The following is a 21,855-nucleotide window of genomic DNA, read 5'->3' as shown; positions in this document are numbered from 1 at the left end:
GATATCCTCCAATACTTCACGCATTAAAAGAAGGAAAGGATGATGCCGACGATAAAGCCGCATACCGCTCCGTTCACCCTAATCCACTGCAAATCCTTGCCGATCTTCTGCTCCAGCATCCGAACGAGCGCCTGATCATCCATCTGGTTGACATTATCGCGGACAAGCATGCCAATGCGGTAATGGTTCTTCTCAATCCAGCTCACCAAATAAGCCAGAATAGACTGCTCCCACCGATTGATCAGCTCTTCTCTGCTCCTCGCCTGCTCGACCAGGAAGCGGAAGGCTTTGACGAGTATACGTCCCCCGTTCAGGCATTCCTCCTCCAGCTTATCGAGCAGCAGCTGACGGAGCTCTTCCAAGCGAAGATGAATAAACCGTCCCACTCCAACGCTTTCCGCGCCGGATTCCAATCCAGCCTTCAAACGGGTCATCAGCTCCTCATTGGAGGACAAGGCCAAAGCATGCTTTTTCAATTCTTCCAGCAGCTTCTGCCTGTTCGGATTGCCCGGCGTGCCAAGCTCCTTGATACTCGAGAGCAGCATGCCCTGAATGATGGGTCCTAGCTTCTCCGGGCTCATAAATCCGACAAAGGCCTGCACGGCAAAGCCCATAAAGCCGCCGACCTGCAATTCTTCCATCTTGCTGTGCGCTAGTCTGCCGAAAAACTGCTCGGTCTCCCGCTTCTTCACCCATTCCCGTCCTTGCGCCAGTACGAAATCCAGCGCCTTCTCGTCCCAGCCGTCATAGACGAATTTGTCGGTCAGCTTGTCTACGATCGGGACGATATCCTGCTTGCGGATATAATCCGCGGCGAGCTCCTGAATTTTCGCGCTCAGCCTCTCGAGCTGAACCTGTTCAAGCGAGGATTGGACGAATCGCAGGACGCCAACCCGAAATTTGCGCTTGCCGATCAGTCCGGCAATACCCGATGCCAGTCCCCTGAACAGCTTCAGCTCCTTCAGCTTTTTGCTGATGCTTTCCTTGTTCAGCAGCTCGTTTTCCATCGCCGAAATAAGCGAGTTGACGATTTTGTCCCTGTTCTTGAGCAGCAGGGAAGTATGCGGAATCGGAATGCCGAACGGATGGCGGAACAAAGCCGTAACCGCAAACCAGTCGGCTATCCCGCCGACAAGCCCCGCTTCAAAGCCGCTCTCTAGGAGCCGCGTCCACCCATTATCCGGCAGCCACAACCTGGTTACGATAAAGCCGATAAACATAATGGCCAATGACAAACTTGCAATGTATCTTGATTTCATAGTAGCTGTAGTCCTCCTGTACCGTTTGCTTTATACTAATTATACCAGATAACGTTAGGAACTTAGAATTTCGCGTATGTCCTAGGCTTCCATGAAAGGTGATACACGGCTTGAAGAAATCCATATTAACCAAAATCAATCCGCCGCAAATTCTGACAGCAGGCTTTATCGTGATTATTCTGATCGGCTCTTTCCTGCTTTCGCTGCCTTACGCTTCGGAAGACGGCATGCATACGCCTTTTATCGATGCCTTCTTTACCGCCACAACGGCGGCTTGCGTAACCGGCCTTGTTGTTGTCGATACCGGGACGCATTTCTCTGCCTTCGGCGAGCTCGTAATCCTGATGCTGATGCAGGTCGGCGGACTTGGCTTTATGACGATGGCCACCTTATTCGCCCTCGCCTTCCGCAAACGGATCTCGCTCCGGGAACGGCTGTGGCTGCAGGAATCGATGAGTCATACCTCGCTCGAAGGGATTGTCCGTTTTATCCGCCGCGTTCTGATCTACGCCTTTACGATCGAATTTGCCGGTGCCCTGCTCCTTGCCTTGCGCTGGTCCGACATGATGCCGTTTGACAAGGCCTTATATTACGGCGTCTTCCACAGCGTATCCATGTTTACGAATGCCGGACTCGATGTGATGGGACCGATTCACGGTCCTTTTAACAGCTTTACCAATCATGTCGACGATCCGATTATTAATGCGGTCTTGATGCTGCTTATTTTTCTTGGCGGGATCGGCTTTATCGTACTGGCCGAAGTGATTGACTATCCGAAAATACGCAAGCTGTCGCTTCACTCCAAGGTTGTATTGTACACGTCCGGCCTCTTGTTTCTAGGAGGAGCTGTACTCCTCTTTATATTCGAATACACGAATACGCTGGAGCCGCTTAACTTTGCAGGCAAGCTGTACAGCTCCTTGTTCCAGTCGATCTCGCCGCGCTCCGGCGGAGCGAATACGCTGAATATCGCCGATATGCGCAATGCGAGCCAATTCCTGCTTATTATTCTAATGTTTATCGGGGCTTCCCCGGGATCCGCGGGCGGCGGCATCAAGGTCACGACATTCGCCATTCTGATCGGAGCCGTTATTGCGATGATCCGCGGGAAAGAGGATGTCGTTTTCTTCAAGCGCCGATTGGCAAAAGACCGGGTGCATAAAGCCTTGACGATTACGGCCGTCTCCGTTGCTACCATCGTCTTGTTTACGATGATTCTGTCCGCCACGGAAGAGACGGGTTTCCTGACGGTTATGTTCGAAGTTACCTCCGCTTTCGGAACGACGGGCTTATCGATGGGGTTAACCCCGCATTTGACCGAGATCGGGAAGATCTTAATCATTATCGTCATGTTTATCGGAAGGATGGGGCCGCTCACTCTTGCTTATACGCTGGTTCCGAATCAATCGAAAGAGCTTTACCGGCATCCGGAAGGCAAAATAACAATTGGATAACGGAAAAGTTCGAGGCCATCTCCGCCTATGCGGGGATGGCTCTTTTTCATGCGCAGAAGCAGGAAAAATATTCTTTTTGCATAAGGCTTGTTCGGCCGTTGAATTATTATTCAATATACTGTATATTAATTCACATCATGTTAGAGACGGAGGTTTGATCATTCATGCAATCGTTAACGAAAACAACCGACAGCTTGCTCGCATCCGCCAAGCAATCGCTCCTATATACGGCTAAACGTCCCGAAGTAGTCATGGCCCGCGGTGAAGGGATGTATATGTGGGATACCGAAGACAAAGCCTATCTGGACTTTATTGGAGGCTGGGCAGTGACGAGTCTTGGCCATTCCCCAGCCGTACTGCAGGAGGCCCTGGCCTATCAAGGCGGCCAGCTGGTGCATGCAAGTCCGGGCTTCTATAACAAACCCATGATTGAATTCGCAAGCCTCCTGACGGAGATTTCCGGCTTTGACAAGGTCTTCTTCGCAAGCAGCGGCGCCGAAGCGAACGAAAGCGCGATTAAGCTTGCCCGGAAGCACGGCGCCCTTCATCTGAATGGCGCTTACGAGATTATTACGTTGACGAACAGCTTCCACGGCAGAACGCTGGCCACGATGTCCGCAACCGGCAAACCGGCGTTCGAATCTTTATTCGAGCCGAAGGTTCCGGGCTTCAAGCATGTGCCGATCAATGATTTCGATGCCTGCTTTGCCGCGATCAGCGATAAGACCTGCGCGATTATGCTTGAGCTCGTGCAAGGCGAAAGCGGCGTGCACTCGGTGGAGGCTCCTTATTTGCAGGCCTTGCGCAAAGCCTGCGATATATACAACATTATGCTGATTTTCGACGAAGTGCAGACAGGACTCGGAAGAACCGGCAAGCTGTTCGCGTACGAGCATTACGGCGTGAAGCCGGATGTCATGACGCTCGCAAAAGGAATCGCAGGCGGATTCCCGCTTTCGGCGATGCTGACTACGGAAAAGTACGATCTGTTCGAAGCCGGCGACCAAGGCGGCACTTATAGCGCAGCGCCGCTTGGCATGGCGGCCGGCCATGCGGTGGTGAGCGAGATCCTGCATCGGGGGCTGGCGGACAATGCAGCTAAACAGGGGGCTTTTATTCAAGAAAAGCTGACGGAGCTGTCCAAGGATTACGCGGTTGGTCAAGTCCGCGGCAAAGGACTGCTTATCGCTTTTGACGTGCCGGAGGGAACTGCGCCAGTCCTTGCCGAGGAGTGCATGAACAGCGGCCTGCTTGTCAACGCGCCTAATCCGCGCACAATCCGCTTAATGCCGCCGCTTATCGTAACCGCCGGGGATGTAGAGAAGATGATCAGCATCCTGACAGGCGTGCTGGAAAGCTGCGGTCTAAAAAACGAAGCCGTTTATTCCTGAGAATGGAACAATTTTCTCAGCTCATCCGGGACCGATCGGCTTTTGCGGGCGGATTGATCCATCGTCACGCTTGTTACCAGGGCATCGGCCCGCACTTCGCCGCGCTCGTCCTTGATTTCCTGTTTCAGAACGTAGCTGGAGGTACCTATCCGTTCAGGCTGGCAGGTGACCGTCAATCGGTCGCCTTGCCTGCACTCTTTTTTATAGTTCACGTTGATGTTCACGGTAACCGTTTGTATATTCATGTCTGCGAAAGTTTCATAGGGAAGCCCGCATTGCTCGTACCATTCCTCGCGGCCCCATTCGAAATATTCCAGGTATTTCGCGTTGTTTACATGACCGTTGACGTCAATTTCCGTTGAGCGAACAATGATGGGCAGCGACGATTTCATTTCATCCATTCTCCTTCTGTAAATTAATATGACTACTTATTAATATGACTACTTATTAAAATAACACATGCCCTTAAGTTAGCAAAAAAACCCGCCTTGCGGCGGGCTCCTAATCTGCAATTCATATAATGACCGGACATCACGTCCCGGCGACTTGCCGCCAAGCCTGCTCAATATCCCCGATCAGCGTTTGCGGATCCTCCAGGCCAATGTACAACCGGGCTACGGAAGGGTTATTCCCGTCCGCATTACGGCTTGCCGGCGTCCGGCCAACCGTCACCAGACTCTCGAAGCCGCCCCAGCTGACGCCAATCCGGAAGTATTGCAAGGCATCCGCCCATTGCTTCAGCTTCTCCACCGGCAACCGCGTCTCGAAGGAAAACAAACTGCCGTACCCATCCAATTGCTTGCGTGCAAGAGCATGCTGCGGATGCGAGGGCAAGCCGGGATGATTCACCCGGTTCACGAACGGATGCTTTTCCATAAAAGTCGCGAGAGTGAGCCCGCTGCGATGATGTCTTTCCATCCTGAGCGGCAGCGTTCGCAATCCCCGTATCATAAGGGAAGCCGTGTGCGGAGTCATTACGCCCCCAAACAGCATATACCCTTTGTTTGCGATTTCCCCGATCAGGTCCTCGCGTCCCGCCACGACGCCTCCCAAGCAATCGCTATGGCCGGAGAAATATTTGGTCATCGAGTGAAGCACAAGATCTACGCCAAAGGCCAGCGGTCGCTGGAAGCACGGCGTCGCCCAGCTGCTGTCAATCATCGTAAGGACGCCAGCGCGTTTCGCTAGCGCCGATACTCCCTCCAGATCCTGCAGCTGGAACAATCCCGATGTCGGACTCTCCAGATAGATCAGACGCGTGTTAGGCCGCAAAGCGTTTTCGAAGTCGGCCAGCTGACAGCCGTCGACATAGGTCACTTCGACCCGGTACCGTTCGGACAATTCGTCAAGAAATTGCCTGGTCGGACCGTAAGCCTGATTGACGCAGACGACATGGTCGCCAGATCGCAGCAGGGCGTGCAAGGAGCCGGCTATGGCTGCCATCCCCGACGCGAAGCAGCGCGCCCGACCGGCTCCTTCCAGATCGGCGATTTTATCCTCCAAATATTGCACCGTCGGGTTATTGCCCCGCGAATAGACGGTGGCGGCCAGCACATCCCGCATGGCATGATCGAACGATTCATGGTTTTCGAACGCAAACAGGCTGTTTTGATAAATCGGAATGGTAACCGCCCCGTAATGCTTCGCATCCACTTCGTCATGCGACACCTTGGTATGCAGCCCTTCATCTATTTGTTTTCTCTCCATATGCATTCATTCCTTTGCGTGTGTCATTCCGCCGCTAACCTTTCTCGGCGCCTTGTGTGAGCCCTTCCACGATATACCGCTGAGCGAACGCAAACAAGACGACGGTCGGAATAACGGATAATACGGTTCCGGCGGACATGGAGCCCCAGTCCACGTCGAATTTCATGACGAAGGAGTTCATCGCCACCGGCAGCGTCTTCAAATTTTCGTCGTCAATAAACATAACCGCCATAAACAGCTCATTCCAATTTTGAACGAATGCGAAAATAAATGTCGACGCGATCCCCGGGAGCATCACCGGAATTATGACCCTTATCAGCGCCGTCAACCGGGAGCAGCCGTCAATCATCGCCGCTTCCTCCAAACTGCTCGGAATTCGCTGGAAGAAACCTCGAAGCATAATCGTGGAAAAAGGAATGAGCATGACCGTATAGGCGAGAACCAAGGAAAACCGGTTATTGATCAGGTTCATGTCGGACATCAGCAGATAAAGCGGCGCGAGCGAAATAAAGCCGGGCAGCATTTGCGTCAAGAAAAACGCCATCATGATTTGCTTATGTCCCCGGAATTGGAACCGAGCCATCACGTAACCGCTTAACGTCGCAATGCAGATGACGATAAGTGCGGCAATGACGGAAATGAGCAGACTGTTGCCGATATAGACATGGAACTTCGATACTTTGAAGATGTTGGCGTAATTTTCGAATGTAAACCTCTCCGGCCAATACCGAATCGGCAGAGAAAAGATCTCCTTCTTCGGCTTTAGCGAAGTAATCACGATCCAATAGAGCGGAAATACCATGATGAGAAAAAAGGCGGCGAGATAAAGCGTCTTCAATCCCGTTAACGCGCGCTGCTTCATCTAGAAGTCACCTGCCTTTTCCGACCTGGTCGCGAACAAATAGAATACGGTGTACAGCAACAGAATGATGATCATGATAACGCCAATCGCCGATGCCATTCCGTAATCCCCGCCATAGATAATCTTCTCAAGCATAAGCGAAGAGAGAATATGCGTCGTTCCGGCAGGTCCGCCATTCGTAAGGCCGTAAATAATGGACGGATCGTTGAAGATCCAGATGGCACGGAGCAAGGTTGTTGCGATAACCGTTGGCAGTATATACGGGAACGTTACGTTAAAAAACTTGCGCAGCCCTCCGGCTCCGTCCATTTCCGCCGCTTCGTACAATTCCGAAGGCACGGATTGCAGCGCGGCCAGCAGCATTATCGCGAAAAACGCGATTCCGTACCAGACGTTCGCGATGATGACCGAAGTCATCGCCCATTTCGGATCGGAGAGGAAGCCGATACGCGTATCGATAAGGCCTGTTCGCATTAGCAGATCGTTAATGACGCCAATCTGCGAGTTAAACATCCACTTCCAGATGAGGCCGATCAAAAAACCGGACAAGGCCCACGAATAGAATACGAAGCCTTGATAGATGCCTCTTCCTTTGAAGTTCTTTCGCAGCGTGAGGGCAAGGGACAAACCGATCAGAAACTGCAGCACGAGCGAGAAAAACACCCAATACCCGCTGTTCTCAAGCGCCGAAAGAAACTTCGCGTCCCGGAACGCGGTTTCGAAGTTTTGCAATCCGATGAACTGAACGTTCGTCAAATCAAACAGCACGTAGTTTTGAAACGCCATGACTACCCCTTGCAAAAAAGGATAGAACGTAAACGCCAGCAGCAATGCCAATGCAGGAAGCAAACTGAGTAATATGTATCTTCGTTGCTTGCTCATGCCATCTCACCTTCCCCGCTAGTAAAATGCGGCGGGCGGTTCCCATGCCGCCCGCCGCGTATTTAAGGTCATTTTTTCAGTTCGGCCTTCGCTTTTACCCAGTAATCGTCCCATTTTTTCAGCGTATCTTCCACGCTCGTCTGTCCAAGCAGCATGCTCTGACCGGATTCCATGGCTACCGTGCCCCATTGTCCGTTCGCGGGATATTGGAAAGGCGGCTTGAAGTTTACGAACGTATCCGGCTGATTCGTCATATCGAGCAGCGTCTTGTATGGTCCGCTTTGGAAAAAAGCGTCCTCCGTGGCGGAAGAATGTATAGGCACCGTACCGTGGGCCTTGGACAGCTTCGTATTCTGCTCCGGCGAAGACAGGAAGCTAATCAGCTTCCAAGCCGCCTCTTTGTTTTTCGAGTAAGAGGTGATGCCCCATCCCGCGCCGCCGGCGGAAATAAGCGCTTTGCCGTTCGGGCCCTTAGGCATTGGAGCCGTTGCCCATGTGCCTTCCTCCATGCTGTCCGTCAACGTCTGGATCACATCCGGATCCTGCAGCAGGAATGCCGTCACGCCGGAAGTGAACGCCTGCACTTGTTCCTGGAAGCCCCAGTTAATGGAGTCCGGCGGGGAGCCTTCCTTATACAGCTTCACGTACTGTTCAACCGCTTCCTTGGCTTCGGGAGACGAATAGATGGTTCCGCCGTCCTTAAGGAACATCGCGTCGTCGATATCGATTTTCTCCGAGTCGTACGCTTGAATCATCGTATCCGGAACGGCGTTGGCGCCGGATCCTCCGCGGAACGAGAAGCCAAAGCGGTTCTTGGAAGGAGCGGTCAGCTTCACGGAGGCATCGATTAACTCCTGGTATGTAGCAGGAACGGCGATACCCGCGTCCTTGAGCCAATCCGCTCGATAGAACAGCTGCCGCTGATAGAGACCGTTTGCGATGAAATAGAGCTTGTCGCCAACGGTGGCGACGGACTGGGCAACGGATGTGACGGTGCCGAAGTCATCCCAATTTTTCGTATATTCGTTTAGAGGTTCCACGTAGCCGTTGTTCACGAATTCCGCTACGTTGAGGTCGCGAACTTCCAGCACGTCAAGGTCTTGCTTGGCGTTCAGCATCGTTCTGATTTTATTGTCCGCCTGATCGAACGGCGGCGAAATCAATTCGACCTTGATATTCGGATTCTGATCCATAAATGCCTTAATGCCTTCTTGGATGATGGCTGTGCGATTAGGGCTGGTCAAGCTTTCGATCATGCGCAGCGTAACCACCTTGTCTCCTCCCCCGTTTCCGTTCTTGGATCCGGACGAGCTGCAGGCCGATACGGTCAAACTTAGCGCTACACCAATCATTGATACGGATAACAGCGATTTCTTCCAAGACATGTGTTGCATTGGAATCCCCCTTTTAATGAGTGAGTATCATACTGTCTACCTGTCTGATAGGTTTAATATAAGTGAGGCATTTACAAGTTGTCAATATCTAAATTTTCTGTCAATATTCCCGTATCGTCTCTTCGATAATGTCCATCATTTTGTTAAATTCCTGTAACGCATGCTTCCAATCGTGGTTTGCAATCCCGTCGAATAACGTGCGGTGGAACGGGTACGTATTATCGAACAGCTCTTTTACGCCAAACGGACCCGAGAAGAATTTCTTGATCAGCTCCGAGATGGAATCATACACGCTGTGTAGCAGCGGATTGGCCGCGGCATCGTAAATATGCTGATGAAATTCGTAGTCGATCGCCGACGTATCCAATCCTTTCTGCTTGCGTTCGTCGTATTCCGCAAGGCACACTTTCATCTCCCCGATTTTGGCGTCCGTAATCCGTTTCGCGGCAAGCTCGACCGCTTTGCCCTCCAGCGCTCTCCGAACATCCAGAATATCGAGCAAGAACGATTTCTCGTCGTCGATTTTCACTTTCCCGCTGTACCGGTAAGAGCCGGAATCGGTCACGTAAATGCCTTTGCCGTTAATGACCTTCACGATTTCAATGGCCTCCAAATAGCGCAGCGCTTCGCGCAAGGAAGACCGGCCGACCCCGAACAGCGATACAAGCTCGTCCACGGACGGAAGCTTGTCCCCTTCCTCCAGCCCTTTGTCCGCGATATATCTGATGATCTCTTCCGATACGAGCTCATGCGTATGCTGCTTCTTAATTTTACGATTCATCCTTCAACCATCCTTTATGCCTATCAGATAGGTGAATATTATTTAAATATTTTAAGAATGTCAACTGGAGGCGCGTTACATTCGGCTGAGAGGCGTATGGGCAAGTTTTGGAATTGGATTATGGCAAAATACAAATTTAACCGTTTTTGCCCTTGCGGGATACCGCCTTTCTATGCGTTAATATAGATGTCGGGCCGACGAAATGAACGGAAAGGAGGCTGAACGAAATGATTCAGATCCAGGAGGTGGCATTCGCGTAAGCGAATGTCCCATATAGGGGGAACCTGCCCGGTTCCCCCATCAAATTTGATCATAATTGCAACGCAAAATACGAAAGGAGGAGGGTTAGCCATGTTTGACGCAAAACAAGCCAACGAAAGCCAATGGAACCAAATATCGAAGGAGGGCCTCGATGGGGCGTTACAAAAACGGAAAAGATGTGCTTCCCCCGACTCTGCTTAGGCAAATCCAGCAATATATTGATGGCGAATTGCTTTACATTCCGAAGCAAAGCGAAGAGCGCGCAGGCTGGGGACAGCTAAGCGGCACCAAAGCGCGGATCAACGATCGCAATGGTGAGATCTACGCGGAATATTGCAAAGGGCGGTCAATCGCTGACCTTGAGCGGGTTTACTTTTTATCCGGGGACAGCTTACGAAAAATCATATGCAAACAACAGCAGAATGCACGCATAGGCAGCGGAAGCTGATGCGGCACTTATATAGCATGACCACAAAGATAGCCTGCCACCGGTAATTCGAGGGCAGGCTATTCGCCTTGTTTTAATGAATCCACCTATAGTTCATCTTGTCGTCGACAACAAGCGTGTCGTTGATCAACCGAAGCCGATATCCCAGCTGTTCGTTGAATTCCGTCGTTGATGCGGCGTGATTCGCCGGATTGTAGCGGGTTATGGAAGTCTTCCCCAGACTATAATCGCAAGCGGCCCAAATGAGCTCCGGCTCTCCCGGTTCCGACAGCAGGACATAATCCATGCTTGCATTGGCCGGATCCTCCGTTGGCGACCAGTACAGCTCTTGATCGCGGTCCACGAACAGAAGCGTTCCGGATCCGTTGACCACCGTCTCCGGCGCTTTCAAATCCTCCAGCTTTTCCGCTTGCGCCAGCTTCTTTATTTGGCCCGTTGCCACGTTAGCCAAGCCGTAGCTCAGAGCTGTCTTGCGGGGAGCCGCTCCTTCCTCGGAACGATTCAGCCCGTACCAGGACAGCACGCCCTCGGCTCCATTCGCAAGCCAGCCGTTCCAGTCCACATTTGTCAGGCCTTCCTTCGGCCTAGCCTGCACATCCCACGTCAAGTCCCCTTTCTCGTCATAAAAAGCGATTCCTTCGGGAGCAATGATGTAAGTCTCTTCCCCGCCAAGAACATTGTCATGACTGTCGCTCTTCGTAAAGGATAACGCCGCAAACCGGCTGTCCGGACTCCATTCGAATGCCGGGTAAGAATGATAACCAAGCGTTGGCGGAATAACCTTAAGCTCTTTGCCATTCCGGTCGTATAGACGGAAGCCATCTGCTTGTTCATGCCAGAACAGATTGCCGTCGGGGGAAGGCGTTACGAGATTTAGCGGCCATTCGTGCTTGAATTGTCCTTCTATCGACCGGACCTCGCCCGTATTCACATCTACCGACGAGAGACGCCCGTCGGAATAGCTGTTCAGATACAACTGCCCTTCCTCATTCATCCATCCCTTTGCGTAAAAGGACGGCGACACATCCGGCACCGCGTTCGCCGCTATGGTCTTCATCCGCCCGTTGTATAAATCCAGCGATACAATATCGTATTGAATTCCCTCCTGCCCGTCGTCCCGCTTCCTGGGTTGGACGAGCACGAGCTGATTCTGACTCGTAAATCCGTAGGCTTCCGCGACGGAATCGACCGAATAATCATCCTTTACGATCATATCCGCTACCGGATACAGACTGTAGGTTTGCTCTTTGGGCTTAACGGCAACGACGTCCAGCCGATATCTAATCCCCTCCGGGTCGTAGACGGTTCGTTTTACGAGATGGGCAACCAGATTTTGATCATGGGGAACTGGAAATGTTTGTGCGACAAAACCGTTAACTCCTTGCGAATCATGTAAAGGAAAGGAGAACCCTTTATCATGTTTCGTTAGGCTAATCAGCAACTCTTTATTGGCGGATGGCTTGGCAGTTGCCGAAGGCATGTCCGAAGGCTGAATCTCTTCCCGGGCTATTGGCAAGGCAGAGGTTGACGGACCGGGGCTCGAGCTCGAGCTGCAGCCCGTTAATAGTAACGCACTCATTAAGACGGTGTTTGCGAGGATAGTAAGCTTCATTCGTTAAGCCTCCCCTCTTGGCCTTTATCATCTAGACTCTTTTTTCCAGATAAAGGTTGCTTGGATGGACGAATCGGCTTTTTACCATCCTCCGTTTCATGTACCTTGGTCTACGTGTATAAGAAGTTAATAGGACTAAAGACTCCTATTTCGGACAAGTATTCACCCGTACAGACGCGAAACCGATAATTGAAGAAAGAAATGCCTATTCCAGGCAAATACAACAAGCTATAAGACAAATAAGGAGGGCATGACAAATGACAACCGCTCGGAACAAAGGCTGGAGGGGATTGCGCTTCATTCTTGCGATGGCGTTTATTCTGGCCTTGACGGTACAGCCGCTCGCACAAACCGCGCAAGCGGCAGACACGGTTCACCACTGGAAGCATTACACGAATGGTGTTGCTTATATGAATCAAGGCAAGATCAAGCTCGCAATCAAGGAATTCGAGCTTGCCGTAGCCCAGTCGGAGCAGGCCGGTTACCTGCGTAAGCTGGCAGAGGCTTATACGCTGGACAACCAGTTCCAGAAGGCAGCCGATACGTATTACCGGGAAGCCAAAATCCACAAAGCGATCGGGGAAAAATCCGGCGATCTAAACACGTATTTTGCCGTACTGGCAAAAGCCGACGCTTTGAATACGGAAATTGATCTTTATCTCGAGAAAGATGCAGCCTCCTCCGTATCCGGAAGCAGCCATTTAGCGAAGTTCGAACCGGCGTCGGGCATGTACATCGGTGCCTATGTAGAGAAAGACAGCGGCGTCGAGAAACAAAAGGACGGCAAGTTTGACGCCTTCAACAAGCTCGCCGGCAAGCAGCATGCCGTATTTTTCAACTATCATAAATACGGCAATCCTTTCCCTTATCATTGGGCAGAGACCGTAAAAGAAGCCGGCGGCGCGATTCAGATCGCGCTGCAGCCGGATGACGGGTTAAGCGCGGTGAAGGATGATGCGTATTTACGCAAATTCGCGCGGGATGCAAAGGCAGCAGGCGTTCCGGTCTTCCTCCGGTTTGCTTCCGAGATGAACGGCAGCTGGGTGAAATGGAACGGCAATCCTTCGCTCTATATCGAGAAGTTCCGCCTTGTCTCGAAGGTGATGAAGGAAGAAGCGCCAAATGTGGCAATGGTCTGGTCCCCGGCGGCGAATCCAAAGCAAAAAATCGTGGCTTATTATCCGGGAGACGATTGGGTCGACTGGGTTGGCCTCAGCATCTACAGCGTCAAATATTTCAACGGCAACGTGAATGAGCCTGCCGATCAGGTGAATCCGCTTGATTCCGTGAATTATACGTACAAGCTGTACGCTTCCCGCAAGCCGATAATGATCAGCGAATTCGGCGCGACGCACTTCAGCAAGGCGGGTAATACATCCGCCGTCAATTTCGCCATTACGAAGATGAATATGCTCTACCATGGCGCAAAGCTGAAATATCCACGCGTAAAATCGATCAACTGGTTCAGTCTGAACACGTTGACGGATTCCTACAGCGCGGAGCGCAGCCTGAACAACTTCAGTCTGACGGAAAGTCCTGCATTGCTCGCTTCTTACGGCAAAATGATCCAAGATCCGTACTACTTATCGAAGGTTGCATCGGGTACCAGCAGTTACACGAAAACCGTAAGCAAGTTCGCGAACCAAGGCACAATCGGCAAGCCGGCTACCGGCGTCGTATGGGTGAAAACTTACGACCCTTATATCAGCAAGGTGGTCATCAAGCTGGACGGCGCCGTTGTGCTGACGCGCCAGCAGTATCCGTATACCTTCTCGATCCAGCCGGACAAGCTGAAGGCCGGCAGCCATAAAATCGAGGTTATTGTCTTCGATTCCAAGAACCGCGAAGCTTCCCGCAAATCGTATACGTTTAAAACGACTTAGGGCTTGTTGGCCGTGCCGGGTAACCGGCACGGCCTTTTCGTACCCGCGTCCCCTTCACGTTGACCGGCCCAACGTCCGCCCAACCCTCAGCAGCACGGTTTTTCCGTCTTATCTGGCTACTCTTGTTTCGCGTTGACCTGCCAGACCCCCAGCAGCACGGTTTTTCCGTCTTATCCTTTTAACGATGTGCCACATCGTTAATATCTGTTAATTTCCCTGTTTCGGCTATCTTAACGATGCCGCACATCGCTAAGCTCCTCGAAATCAGCCAAATTTCCGGCTTTTCCCCTGCATCACTGGCCCCTTTACGATGCACGGCATCGTTTGGCGGCGCTAACGAAAAAAGCTGCCCAGCAGGGCAGCTTTCTCCATCAAGAACTATTTAATAACGCCTTTTTTCAAAATCAGATTGGCGTAGATGGCGCTTTCGCCGGTTGCGACGATGGCGTAGGCTTTCTTCGCGCGCTCGTAGAAGGCGAACCGCTCCACTTCCTCGAATGGCTCTTCCAGCCCGCTGCGCTGCGTGATAATAGCCTTGTACTCGTCCCAGATTGGCGTCTTCGCCGGATCGCCCGGCACAACCTGCATGAGAGCAGCCGGCTTCTCGACATATTGATCAAGCGGGAATAGCTGCATAATCGCATCCAGCAGTTCAGGCACGCCGTGTCCGTCGCAGCGGACGAGACGCTGGGCATGGCTTACCGCGGGAAAATTGCCGTCAGCCAACACGATTTCGTCGCTATGCCCCATTTCCATCAGGATCTTCAGCAATTCGGGTGAAATGATCTTCGGAATACCGTTTAACATCGCTAGTGGTCCTCCCCATGTAGATCAGCCTGCAGCAGCTGCTTGAATCGTGCATAAGCCTCATTCCATACATCCATTTCCGCCGGCTCGTAGATTTCAACCGGGAAGGATGCGGCCGACAATTGCCGCGCTTCCTCCAGATTGACGCATTCTCCAAGCGCCATAAATTGTGCCAGCATGTTGCCAATCGCGCTTGCTTCCACTGGTCCGGCCCATACCGGGCGGCCAATCGCATTTGCCGTCAGACGGCACAGCAGCTTGTTCTGAATGCCGCCGCCGACCATATGCATGCCGCCATAAGACTTACCCGTCAGCTTCTCGATCTGCTCAAGCGCATTCCGGTACTTAAGAGCAAGACTATCCATAATGCACCTTGCAACCTCAGCCGCCGATTCCGGAACGGGCTGCCCCGTCTCGCGGCAAAAGCTTCTTACCTTCTCCGTCATGTTGGACGGGCCGAAGAACCGCAGGTCATCCGGATTAACGAGATAGCGGAATGCCGCTTCCTGCTCGGCCATGACCGCAAGCTCGCCGAAAGAAAACGCCGTCCCCTGCTCTTCCCACTCCCGCCTGCACTCCTGCAAAATCCACAGCCCCATGATGTTTTTGAGCAGCTGGTATTTGCCGCCAACTCCGCCCTCATTCGAGAACTCCAGCTCCATCGCTTCTTCGGTTAACAAAGGCTGCTCAAGCTCCGTTCCCACCAGAGACCAAGTGCCGCATACCAAATACACAAACGGCTCAGCGGCTGCCGGGATGGCGGCAACGGCCGATTCCGTATCGTGAGTACCCACGGCTACAGCTTCCACGGCAGGTATGCCAAGCTCCTCGCAAACCTCCGGGGACAAAGGTCCGATCCGGGTTCCCGGATAAACGGGCTCAAGAAATACCTCCTCCGGAATTCCCAGCTGAGCCATTAGAGCCTTGTTCCACTGCCGGGTCTCGGGATGAAGCAGCTGCGTGGTCGTCGCCATCGAAAACTCGCAAACTCGCTTCCCCGTCAGCAAATAGACAAGCAGATCCGGCGTCAGCAGCATCGTTCTTGCCGCTTGCAGCTTTGGCGAGGCTGCCTTCTTCATGGCGTACAGCTGATAAACCGTATTAAACGGCATGAATTGCAGACCGCCTTGCCGGAACAGCTCTGCTCTGCCAAATCTGGCTTCGATCTCCTCAATCAGCCCTTCCGTATGCGGGTCCCGGTAGTGATAGGGATTGCCAAGCAGCTCGCCATTCGCATCCAGAAGGCCAAAGTCGACGCCCCATGTATCCACGCCAAACGTCGCCGGCTTATACCCAAGCTGAAACGCCTTGCGCAGCGCATGCTTCATCTCCTGCAGCAGCCTAAGAATATCCCAGTGCAAATGACGGCCAACTTGAACCGCGACATTCGGAAAACGGTGTATCTCCTCAACCTCCAGCCTGCGTTCCGCTGAAGCGGAGCCCGTCAGCCTGCCAATCAGCGCCCTGCCGCTGCTTGCTCCAAGATCAAACGCCAATACGGTGGTTGCTTGTTCCATATGCCTGAATTCCTCCTTGCAGCGGCAGCCGCTGTCATCAAGTTATTGCTGCTTCTGCAGCAGCTTGATCCGATATGCTTCGCTCTCAAGCGACGCAATCTCCTCGAATTCTTCCTTCGTCAGCACTTTAGGTTCCTTAACCTGGCTGGCGATCAGGAAGATCTTCGCGCTCTCCTCCACAACCTCCGTACGGTAATACGCCTCGCGCAGGTTGCGCCCGGTTGTGACAAGGCCATGGTTGCCAAGCAAAATGCTGCTTGCTTCCTTCACTTTAGGGACAAGGGCATCCGCCAGCTTTTCCGTAGTAGGCAGCACATAAGGAATGTAGACGGTCTTGCCGACAAGCGCCGCTTGGTCCGGGAACATAATCGGAAGCTCCTCTTCCACCAGGGTAAAAGCAATACAGTATGGCGGATGGGTATGAACAATGGCCCCAATCGCCGGATTCGCGCGGTAAGCGTAGAGGTGCATCAGCACCTCGGAGGACGGACGGAGCCCGTTATCCTCTACTTCACCGGTCTCGATATCAACGGCTACCCACTGCTCCGGTTCAATCTCGTCAAGGGCAAAGCCGCTTGGCGACAGATACATTTTACCCTCGTGCTTTGCGCTGATATTGCCGCCCGGTCCAACGACCAGCTTGTTCGCAACCGTCTTTCTCGCGTATTTGCACAGCTCCTGCCGAATATCCAATCCGTTCATCCCCCATTACCATTTCCATATTTTTGGACCACGAGTGCACCATTCTCGCTTCGAAAGCATGCTTCCTACTTGTACAACGGTCCGAAGTTCGAGCATGCGCGGTAGTCCGCCGCCTCTTTGTCGTTGGTGCCGAACAGTCCCCATGCCCGCGGACGGAAAATATTCTCTTCCGGAACGTTATGCATGTTGACCGGGATGCGCAGCATCGAAGCAAGCGTAATCAGCTCAGCGCCGATATGGCCGAAGCTGATCGAGCCGTGGTTGGCTCCCCAGTTATCCATCACGTCGTACACGGAGGTGAAGGCGCCTTTGCCTGTCAGAGTCGGAGCGAACCAGGTTGTAGGCCAGGTTGGATCCGTCCGCTTGTCGAGCTTGTCATGCACCTCGCTTGGCAGCTCGACGGAGTAGCCTTCCGCAATTTGAAGAACCGGCCCAACGCCTTTTACGAAATTGATCCGGGACATCGTCATCGGCATGCCGCCGCGCGACAGGAAGTCGGAGGAGAAGCCGCCGCCGCGGAAATATTCAACGCCGGCCGGTCTCCACGAGGTAGCCGCAAGACAAGCCGCCGCTTCGTCTTCCGTAATCTCCCAGAACGGCTTCATCGCCGGCTGGCCGTCCAGCTGCTGCTCGCCGGTACCGTCAAGCGTTGCCGAGCCCGAGTTAAGCAAATGCAAAATGCCGTTAGCCGCATGGCCTTCAAGCTTATGCCCCGTAACCCGCTCTACCGAAGCCGGGCTCCAGTACGTGCGCACGTCCGCAAAAATTTGCGGCGTATTCGTCAGCAGATAGCCAAATAGCATAACGACGCCGTTCAGGCTGTCGTTCTCCGTTGCCACGATAAACGAAGGGCGGATGCCGTTCCAGTCAAAGGAGGAGTTCAGAATCGCTTCCATAAAGTCGCCGTTCGGGAAATGGTCCGTCCACTGGCGTTGTCCCTGGAATCCGGACACGATCGCGTTATGGCCCATCGCTTCTTCACCGAAGCCAAGCTCAGCAAGGCGAGGATTGCCGATCATCAGGTCGCGGGCAATCATCGTCATTTTGACAACGGTCTCCCAATCCCGGTCTTTCTTCTCGCGGGAGGTTTGAATAGCCTCAGGGTTATTGTCCGGACCCTCCGCGCAGTTCTCCTTCACCCAAGCGAGAGCTCGCTCAAATTCGGCCGTATCGTAAATTTCTTCTTCGAAACGGCGTACAAACTCGGACATATCGATGTATTCCGTCCGCATGCCGAGATACTCCTGGAAAAAGGAATCGCTTACAATCGAACCCGCGATTCCCATCGAGACCGAACCCATCGACAAATACGATTTGCCGCGCATGTAAGCAACCGCAAGGCCCGCTCTGGCAAAGGATAGCAGCTTGCCCCGCACATCATCCGGAATGGAAGTATCGGAGGCTTCCTGCACTTCCTCGCCGTAAATGCCAAAGGCCGGAATGCCCTTTTGCGCGTAGCCAGCCAGAACGGCAGCCAAATAAACCGCACCCGGACGCTCCGTCCCGTTAAAGCCCCATACCGCATTCGGGATGGAAGCATTCATATCCATCGTTTCCGTACCGTAACACCAGCATGGCGTAACCGTTATCGATACCCCAACATTCTCGCGGGCGAATTTGTCCGCGCATGCCGCCGCTTCCGCCACCCCGCCGATCGTTGTGTCCGCAATGACGCATTGCACCGGTTCGCCGTTCGGGTAACGCAAATTCTCGGCAATCAGATTCGCGACCGATCTAGCCATATTCATGGTTTGAACCTCAAGCGATTCGCGAACTCCCTTGCGGCGCCCGTCTATCGTCGGCCGAATCCCGATCTTCGGAAAACCATTCTGAAAGCGATAAGCGATGTCCGTCATAAATACCCCTCCAAATGAATGAATAATAACGAATCTGGCAAATAAAATGTTACCGATAACTCTAATTTAGCAAGGCGTCCTGTTGCTGTCAATCGTTTTCTCTTGTAAGATAAAAGCATGAATTGTCGATGAGGAGCAGTAGGTATGGTTACAATCTATGATATTGCGGAGAAGGCTAACGTATCCGCGATGACCGTTTCCAGAGTTATCAATAACACAGGCAGAATAAGCGAGAAAACAAGAGCCAAGGTCAAGAAGGTGATGGAGGAGCTGAACTACGTTCCGAACCAGATGGCCCGCAGCCTTGTCCTGCAGCAGACCCGAAGCTTGTTCCTGCTGATTACCGATATAACGAACCCGTTCTATACCACGCTGTCCCGGGGAGCCGAAGACGCTGCCACCAAGAACGGCTACCGGCTGCTGTTCGGCAACAGCGACGAAAGCTTGGAAAAGGAAGCCGATTATATGAACACCATTCTGACGACCCGGGTGGACGGCGTGCTGATTGCCCCTGCAGGAGACCCGTCTCTGCCCCATCTCGAATCGCTGCAGCGGCATAACATCCCGTTTGTCCTGCTGGACCGCGAAGTGCCCGGCGTCGAATGCGACATCGTGCTTGGGGACAGCAAGGAAGGCGCCCGCCAGCTGGTTAACCATCTGGCCAAGCAGGGCCATCGCCGCATCGCGATGGTGAACGGCTCCGATACGATCTCAAGCGCGAGACTGCGTCTGGAAGGCTATAAGGAAGCGTTAATCTTGAACGGATTGACTTATGACGAACGAATCGTCTTTGAGACCAGCTACGGTCCCCGTACCGATCTGTCGGAAATGGAAGCCTGGCTGGATTCGCTTGAACCGCTCCCAACCGCCGTCGTGGCCGGCAACAACGTCCTGGCGATCGAAGCCATCCGCCTGCTGAGAAAACGGAATATGCGCATCCCGGAAGATATCTCCATCGTCTGCTTTGACGATTTCGGCCCGTATTCCGAGGTGGACCCGTTTATGACGGTTGCCGCGCAGCAGGCCTATCAATTCGGCTACCTGGGCATGCAGATGCTCATAGACCGCATTCAGAACAAAGAGGAAGCCGGACCGTGGAAAAAAATCGTCCTGCCAGCGGAGCTCATTATCCGCCGGTCGGTCTCCACCTTGTAAAAAGAAAAAAGGCTGAGCGTAATAAACGCCCAGCCTTTTCTTTATCATTGCTCTTCCGTCGTTAACGGCAGGATGATTTCAATCGTTGTCCCTTCGCCCGGTATGCTTGATATATTCATGAGCCCTTGATGCTGCTCGATAATGCGCGAGCTGATCATCAGGCCAAGCCCCGTTCCCTTCTCTTTGGTCGTTATAAACGGCTGTCCGATCTGACGGATAATCTCGTCCGGAATGCCCATGCCTTCATCGCGGATCGTCAGGCGCACCCGCTCATGATCCGGCTCCATGGCCGCCGTGATCGTAATCTGTCCCCCAAGCGGCATCGCTTCAATCGCATTTTTGATAATATTGATAAAAACCTGCTTCAGCTGATTCTCATCGCAATAAATCGACGGAATACAGTTCTCGAACTCCGTACGGATCGACACGTTCATCAGAATCGCCTGCGTCTCCAATATCGAGATGACCGCATGCAAAATATGGTCCAGCCTGCGCGTGCTGAATTTGGAGAAATGCGGCTTTGCCAGCGTCATAAATTCATTCACGATAAAATTGATCCGGTCCAGCTCATTGGTCATGATGTCGTAATAGAACGAATTCCCCTCCGCCTTGGATTTCAGCAGCTGGGTAAATCCTTTTAATGCGGTCAACGGGTTTCGGATTTCATGCGCTACGCCTGCCGCCAGCTGTCCGATCACCGACAGCTTCTCGGAGCGGACCAGCATTTCTTCCGACCGCTTACGGTCCGTCAAATCCCGGATGACGGTCAAGATCACCATTTTCCCCCGGTAATTGTGAATCCGGATGCTCGACATCTCTACGTCGATCGTCTGGCCGTCATTGCACAGCATCTTGTTTTCGATAAAATTCGTGGGATCGTCGGTATGAATCACCTTGTTGAGTACATCCATGAGATCATCGCTGTAAGCGGGATCTACGTAATCGAGGATAGGCCGCCCGACCATCTCGGAATCATCGGCAGCGCCAATCAGCTTGACTGCTAACTTATTGGCATATACAATCTCGCCATTATCGATCAGAACAATAGGCTCGGGAAGGAACTTGATAATACGCTGATACATGTTGGCACTGTCGCGAAGGGAACGCTCTTTTTCCTTCTTGATCGTGATATCCTGTACCGTGCCCAGCAGCGCCGGCTTGCCTTGAAAGGAGATCAGGCAGGAGTTGCCTTCGAGGTGAACAGGGGAGCCGTCCTTCTTGACCCCTGTAATGTTGAAATGATAATAAATCTGTTTTTGCTCCATCAAGGTTGCTTGCGCGTCCCGCGTAACGACTTCCAGCTCACCGGGCAGCATCAGCTTTCCCAACTCAATCTGCAGCAATTCCTCATTCGTATACCCATAAAGCGCCGCAAGATAAGGGTTCGCGTACAAAATGCGGCCTTCCTGCCCGACAAACACGCCTGCCAACGCGCTGTCAGCCAAATGACTGTAAAGGCTTTCCGCTTCAAACAACGAGGCTTCCATCTTGATCCGGTCCGAAATATCCCTCTCGATTCCAACAATCCCGATGATAGTCCCGCTGTCATTCCTAAGAGCCGTAAGGGTAAGACTGACATAGACCATGGTGCCGTCTTTCCGGAGCTTAAACGTCTCCTGGCATTGCAGACTTTCGCCAAGCTTGGCCTTCTCGATCATCAGCCTTCGCTCTTCCAGAAGATGAACCGGCGTAAAGCAGCAGGGTCTGCCGACCAGCTCTTCCCTCGTCCAGCCGTGAAGCGCTTCAAACCCCGGATTGACATCCAGGATATTCTCGTTCAAATCTATGACGACAATCCCGTCGGGGATATTGTTCCATATCGATTCCATAAACGTATGCTTCATTATATGACCATGCTTGTCCATTCGAATTTTTCCACCTTTT

At 52.7% G+C, this 21,855-nt stretch carries 18 protein-coding genes; 5 read left to right on the top strand and 13 right to left on the bottom strand.

Annotated elements, in window-relative coordinates:
- Positions 1–23: 23 nt before the first annotated feature.
- The gene (locus tag EV294_RS01070; protein WP_132303185.1) at positions 24–1,259 is read right to left on the bottom strand and encodes a DUF445 domain-containing protein; all 1,236 of its coding nucleotides are present in this window, start codon (positions 1,257–1,259) and stop codon (positions 24–26) included.
- A 110-nt stretch (positions 1,260–1,369) separates the two neighbouring features.
- On the opposite strand from EV294_RS01070, the gene EV294_RS01065 reads away from it, so the two are divergent.
- Together EV294_RS01065 and EV294_RS01060 are read left to right on the top strand one after the other, a co-directional pair.
- Positions 1,370–2,713, top strand: a complete 1,344-nt coding sequence (locus EV294_RS01065; RefSeq protein ID WP_132303184.1) for a TrkH family potassium uptake protein — start codon at positions 1,370–1,372, stop codon at positions 2,711–2,713.
- 164 nt (positions 2,714–2,877) lie between these two features.
- Positions 2,878–4,104, top strand: coding sequence for an aspartate aminotransferase family protein (locus EV294_RS01060; protein ID WP_132303183.1), 1,227 nt, complete (start codon positions 2,878–2,880; stop codon positions 4,102–4,104).
- Here the strand turns inward: EV294_RS01060 and EV294_RS01055 are convergent.
- From EV294_RS01055 to EV294_RS01030, 6 genes are all read right to left on the bottom strand, one after another.
- Positions 4,095–4,496: an acyl-CoA thioesterase gene (locus tag EV294_RS01055; RefSeq protein WP_132303182.1), complete on the bottom strand. Its 402-nt coding sequence runs from the start codon at positions 4,494–4,496 to the stop codon at positions 4,095–4,097. The genes EV294_RS01060 and EV294_RS01055 overlap by 10 nt on opposite strands.
- A gap of 139 nt (positions 4,497–4,635) precedes the next feature.
- Positions 4,636–5,811, bottom strand: coding sequence for a trans-sulfuration enzyme family protein (locus EV294_RS01050; protein WP_208403072.1), 1,176 nt, complete (start codon positions 5,809–5,811; stop codon positions 4,636–4,638).
- Positions 5,812–5,845: 34 nt separating this feature from the next.
- A complete protein-coding gene (locus EV294_RS01045; RefSeq protein WP_132303181.1) occupies positions 5,846–6,673 on the bottom strand; it encodes a carbohydrate ABC transporter permease in 828 nt (275 codons plus the stop codon).
- Positions 6,674–7,555, bottom strand: coding sequence for a carbohydrate ABC transporter permease (locus EV294_RS01040; RefSeq protein WP_132303180.1), 882 nt, complete (start codon positions 7,553–7,555; stop codon positions 6,674–6,676).
- 68 nt (positions 7,556–7,623) lie between these two features.
- Positions 7,624–8,949 (bottom strand): ABC transporter substrate-binding protein, encoded by a 1,326-nt coding sequence (locus tag EV294_RS01035; RefSeq protein ID WP_132303179.1) that lies wholly within the window; start codon positions 8,947–8,949, stop codon positions 7,624–7,626.
- A gap of 100 nt (positions 8,950–9,049) precedes the next feature.
- A complete protein-coding gene (locus EV294_RS01030; RefSeq protein WP_132303178.1) occupies positions 9,050–9,730 on the bottom strand; it encodes a FadR/GntR family transcriptional regulator in 681 nt (226 codons plus the stop codon).
- Positions 9,731–10,142: 412 nt separating this feature from the next.
- Here EV294_RS01030 and EV294_RS01025 point away from each other — a divergent pair, with 412 nt between their 5' ends.
- Positions 10,143–10,439, top strand: coding sequence for a CD3324 family protein (locus EV294_RS01025; RefSeq protein ID WP_015842974.1), 297 nt, complete (start codon positions 10,143–10,145; stop codon positions 10,437–10,439).
- Between the two features lie 73 nt (positions 10,440–10,512).
- On the opposite strand, the gene EV294_RS01020 is transcribed toward EV294_RS01025, so the two are convergent.
- Complete coding sequence (locus EV294_RS01020; protein WP_132303177.1) at positions 10,513–12,051, bottom strand: TolB family protein; 1,539 nt, start codon at positions 12,049–12,051, stop codon at positions 10,513–10,515.
- Between the two features lie 257 nt (positions 12,052–12,308).
- On the opposite strand from EV294_RS01020, the gene EV294_RS01015 reads away from it, so the two are divergent.
- The gene (locus EV294_RS01015) at positions 12,309–13,934 is read left to right on the top strand and encodes a glycosyl hydrolase (protein ID WP_132303176.1); all 1,626 of its coding nucleotides are present in this window, start codon (positions 12,309–12,311) and stop codon (positions 13,932–13,934) included.
- A gap of 378 nt (positions 13,935–14,312) precedes the next feature.
- Here the strand turns inward: EV294_RS01015 and EV294_RS01010 are convergent, their stop codons facing one another.
- The 4 genes from EV294_RS01010 to EV294_RS00995 form a co-directional block, all read right to left on the bottom strand.
- Positions 14,313–14,741, bottom strand: a complete 429-nt coding sequence (locus EV294_RS01010) for an RbsD/FucU family protein (RefSeq protein WP_132303175.1) — start codon at positions 14,739–14,741, stop codon at positions 14,313–14,315.
- Between the two features lie 2 nt (positions 14,742–14,743).
- Positions 14,744–16,258, bottom strand: coding sequence for a rhamnulokinase (locus EV294_RS01005; RefSeq protein ID WP_132303174.1), 1,515 nt, complete (start codon positions 16,256–16,258; stop codon positions 14,744–14,746).
- 42 nt (positions 16,259–16,300) lie between these two features.
- Positions 16,301–16,960, bottom strand: coding sequence for a class II aldolase/adducin family protein (locus EV294_RS01000; protein WP_132303173.1), 660 nt, complete (start codon positions 16,958–16,960; stop codon positions 16,301–16,303).
- 65 nt (positions 16,961–17,025) lie between these two features.
- Complete coding sequence (locus tag EV294_RS00995) at positions 17,026–18,816, bottom strand: L-fucose isomerase (RefSeq protein WP_132303172.1); 1,791 nt, start codon at positions 18,814–18,816, stop codon at positions 17,026–17,028.
- A 144-nt stretch (positions 18,817–18,960) separates the two neighbouring features.
- Here EV294_RS00995 and EV294_RS00990 point away from each other — a divergent pair, with 144 nt between their 5' ends.
- Complete coding sequence (locus EV294_RS00990) at positions 18,961–19,971, top strand: LacI family DNA-binding transcriptional regulator (protein ID WP_132303171.1); 1,011 nt, start codon at positions 18,961–18,963, stop codon at positions 19,969–19,971.
- Between the two features lie 44 nt (positions 19,972–20,015).
- Here EV294_RS00990 and EV294_RS00985 read toward each other — a convergent pair whose 3' ends face one another.
- The gene (locus EV294_RS00985) at positions 20,016–21,836 is read right to left on the bottom strand and encodes a PAS domain-containing sensor histidine kinase (RefSeq protein ID WP_132303170.1); all 1,821 of its coding nucleotides are present in this window, start codon (positions 21,834–21,836) and stop codon (positions 20,016–20,018) included.
- Between the last annotated feature and the right edge of the window lie 19 nt (positions 21,837–21,855).

It is taken from the genome of Paenibacillus sp. BK033 (genome assembly GCF_004345425.1).
GTDB lineage: Bacteria > Bacillota > Bacilli > Paenibacillales > Paenibacillaceae > Pristimantibacillus.
This window is presented reverse-complemented; position numbering and strand designations above follow the sequence as displayed.

Coding starts and splice junctions, on each gene's coding strand:
- EV294_RS01070 (WP_132303185.1), bottom strand. CDS start 1,259: ATGAAATCAAGATACATTGCAAGTTTGTCATTGGCCATTATGTTTATC.
- EV294_RS01060 (WP_132303183.1), top strand. CDS start 2,878: ATGCAATCGTTAACGAAAACAACCGACAGCTTGCTCGCATCCGCCAAG.
- EV294_RS01055 (WP_132303182.1), bottom strand. CDS start 4,496: ATGAAATCGTCGCTGCCCATCATTGTTCGCTCAACGGAAATTGACGTC.
- EV294_RS01050 (WP_208403072.1), bottom strand. CDS start 5,811: ATGGAGAGAAAACAAATAGATGAAGGGCTGCATACCAAGGTGTCGCAT.
- EV294_RS01045 (WP_132303181.1), bottom strand. CDS start 6,673: ATGAAGCAGCGCGCGTTAACGGGATTGAAGACGCTTTATCTCGCCGCC.
- EV294_RS01040 (WP_132303180.1), bottom strand. CDS start 7,555: ATGAGCAAGCAACGAAGATACATATTACTCAGTTTGCTTCCTGCATTG.
- EV294_RS01035 (WP_132303179.1), bottom strand. CDS start 8,949: ATGCAACACATGTCTTGGAAGAAATCGCTGTTATCCGTATCAATGATT.
- EV294_RS01030 (WP_132303178.1), bottom strand. CDS start 9,730: ATGAATCGTAAAATTAAGAAGCAGCATACGCATGAGCTCGTATCGGAA.
- EV294_RS01025 (WP_015842974.1), top strand. CDS start 10,143: ATGGGGCGTTACAAAAACGGAAAAGATGTGCTTCCCCCGACTCTGCTT.
- EV294_RS01020 (WP_132303177.1), bottom strand. CDS start 12,051: ATGAAGCTTACTATCCTCGCAAACACCGTCTTAATGAGTGCGTTACTA.
- EV294_RS01015 (WP_132303176.1), top strand. CDS start 12,309: ATGACAACCGCTCGGAACAAAGGCTGGAGGGGATTGCGCTTCATTCTT.
- EV294_RS01010 (WP_132303175.1), bottom strand. CDS start 14,741: ATGTTAAACGGTATTCCGAAGATCATTTCACCCGAATTGCTGAAGATC.
- EV294_RS01005 (WP_132303174.1), bottom strand. CDS start 16,258: ATGGAACAAGCAACCACCGTATTGGCGTTTGATCTTGGAGCAAGCAGC.
- EV294_RS01000 (WP_132303173.1), bottom strand. CDS start 16,960: ATGAACGGATTGGATATTCGGCAGGAGCTGTGCAAATACGCGAGAAAG.
- EV294_RS00995 (WP_132303172.1), bottom strand. CDS start 18,816: ATGACGGACATCGCTTATCGCTTTCAGAATGGTTTTCCGAAGATCGGG.
- EV294_RS00990 (WP_132303171.1), top strand. CDS start 18,961: ATGGTTACAATCTATGATATTGCGGAGAAGGCTAACGTATCCGCGATG.
- EV294_RS00985 (WP_132303170.1), bottom strand. CDS start 21,836: ATGGACAAGCATGGTCATATAATGAAGCATACGTTTATGGAATCGATA.